General features: G+C 44.7%; 1 protein-coding gene and 1 pseudogene. One reads left to right on the top strand and one right to left on the bottom strand.

The window, feature by feature from the left end:
* Positions 1-161 precede the first annotated feature (161 nt).
* Positions 162-533: pseudogene (locus tag IM477_RS09545) on the bottom strand (ATPase); the annotation flags it as partial.
* 356 nt (positions 534-889) lie between these two features.
* On the opposite strand from IM477_RS09545, the gene purH reads away from it, so the two are divergent.
* Positions 890-2,425: a bifunctional phosphoribosylaminoimidazolecarboxamide formyltransferase/IMP cyclohydrolase gene (gene purH / locus IM477_RS09540; protein ID WP_287731522.1), complete on the top strand. Its 1,536-nt coding sequence runs from the start codon at positions 890-892 to the stop codon at positions 2,423-2,425.
* Positions 2,426-2,589: the final 164 nt, after the last annotated feature.

Below are 2,589 nucleotides of genomic sequence, written 5' to 3'. Positions count from 1 at the left end.
GTCAGCAAAAAAGGCTCAAACCATTAGGGTACAAAGGTTTAACCTCGATTGATGATTTTCCTTGATATATCTGGGTTTCAGCGATTTTGGGCTTCTCGAAGTAAATCCCAGGCGGGGATTGGAGTTGAGGCTTTTCTCGATTTGTTTTTTGTCTAAGTCCCATTATGACCGCCACTGGCTACCCTTCTGTGAACTCTCTCTAAAGCTAATTCTGGACTTTGTAGCCAAAAATAAATAAGATTGAGCCTATAGCCAGAACTGCGACAGTCTCTCAAAAAACGGGCAAAATGTCGGGCTGCCAGGGTGCTTTCAAAGGCAAAATCTATTCCTTGGCACTTCAGTGTTACCAGCCTTTCTAACATCAACCGTCCTGCTTGGATAGCAACCGACTCAGGATTAAAAGGTGAGAGTCCGGCGGCAATTTCATCGGCGTTAACGTACTCGATAACGCCTAAAAAGTTGGGTAAAATTTTTTTAGCGACGGTGGTTTTCCCGGAACCATTGGGGCCACCAATTAGATAAACGTCAGACATGAGGGAAAAGCTCGTCCTCCAGATTATTTTGAGATAACCTCGAACTAAGTACCAGTGGTACCAGTTTACCAGAAGTGGCTACTCTCCTAGATGATGGTAATCTGAGAACATTTGGCGATGACGGTTGCCAAGAGGTTTTCACTAATCTCGATCGAATTCGTTACCCTGAAAAATCCTGTATTTTTTAACAAGTCAGACTAAATCTTTCAAGGAGGAGTTTACAAATTTCCTTGGCATAAGTTGATATTTGAGAGACGAAAATATAGAAGCAGCTGATTATTTACTAACCTACTTTTTTTAATTTTTAACGGGTTAGGGCTGGGATATACTGAGATTGTTGCTTATAGATCACTACTATGGGACGTTTAGCGCTGATCAGCGTCACTGACAAAACCGGAATAGTTGACTTTGCCCGTCAGCTAACAGAAGAATTTGATTTTGAAATTATTAGCAGTGGAGGAACCGCCAAAACGCTCCAATCGGCGGGAATTCCCGTGATTAAAGTGGGAGAATATACAGGATCTCCTGAAATCTTGGGCGGAAGGGTGAAAACTCTCCATCCTCGCATCCATGGCGGTATTTTGGCCAGACGGGATTGGGAGTCAGATTTAGCGGAAATGGAGGCTAATCAAATTCGTCCTTTTGATTTGGTGGTGGTTAATCTCTATCCCTTTGAACAGACGATCGCCAATCCTGATGTCACCACCGCTCAGGCGATCGAACAAATCGATATCGGTGGTCCGGCGATGTTACGCGCCTCAGCTAAAAATTTCGCCCATTTGACTGTCATCAGTAACCCGAAGTATTACGAGCAGTATTTAAGCCAATTACGGCAAAATAACGGCGAAATCTCCCTGGAATTCCGTCAAAAAATGGCGGGGGAAACCTTCGCTTTAACCAATGCCTACGATGGTGCGATCGCTGCCTATTTCGCCAGCTTAAACGGGGAAACGACTCGCTTTAATTTGGCGGGAAATGCCCTACAAACCCTGCGTTACGGCGAAAATCCCCACCAAAGTGCCACTTGGTATGGTAGCGGTACAATGGCTCAAGGTTGGGGAAAAGCGACCTTATTACAGGGAAAAGAACTAAGTTATAACAATTTAGTCGATTTAGAAGCAGCCCGCCGTTTAATCGCCGAATTCGGCAGGGAAGAACCGGCTGCCGCTATCTTGAAACACACTAATCCCTGTGGGGTGGCGATCGGTGGTAGCTTAGTGGAAGCTTATACTAAAGCTTTTAACGCCGATGCTATCTCGGCTTTTGGGGGTATTGTTGCCCTAAATCAAGCCATAGACGAAGCAACCGCTAAAGAATTAACGAAAACCTTCCTAGAATGCGTGGTTGCCCCCGATTGTAGCCCCGAAGCCCGGGATATACTCGCTAAAAAGTCAAAAGTGCGGATTTTATTGCTGCCGGATTTAAGCAGGGGAGAAAAACAAACAGTAAAAGTTATCGCTGGCGGTTTTCTAGTACAAGCGGCCGATGACGTGGTGGAAACTCCGGATGAGTGGCGCGTGGTGACGGAAAAACAACCTACCCCCGCACAATTAGCGGAATTACTGTTTGCTTGGAAGGTATCTAAGCACGTTAAATCTAACGCTATTGTGGTGACGAAAAATCAAACTACTTTAGGCGTTGGTGCGGGGCAAATGAATCGCGTTGGTTCGGTAAAAATTGCCCTTGAACAAGCAGCAGAAGCGGCCAAAGGTGGCTATTTAGCTAGTGATGGCTTTTTCCCCTTTGATGATTCTGTTCGCACGGCGGCCCAGTTTGGTATCGAGGCAATTGTTCAACCGGGAGGTTCTTTAAAAGATCAGGATTCGATTAATGCCGCTAATGAGTTAGGTTTAATTATGGTCTTAACAGGCATTCGTCATTTCTTGCATTAATACAAAGTTAGGGTGTGTTATTGCTTAAATTAACGGTTCTTCGGTTTGTCTTATGCAATGGACGGGGTTATAAGGAATGAAACCTTTATAGAGACAGACATTGCCGCAATTTTTGTCAATTGTTGGCGATCTGGAGCGAACTAATCAATTAAATCTCTTGCCAG

Source organism: Microcystis sp. M090S1 (assembly GCF_020246295.1).
Lineage (GTDB): Bacteria > Cyanobacteriota > Cyanobacteriia > Cyanobacteriales > Microcystaceae > Microcystis > Microcystis aeruginosa.
The sequence above is the reverse complement of the archived record's forward strand: the minus strand, read 5'-3'. Positions and strand labels throughout refer to the sequence as shown.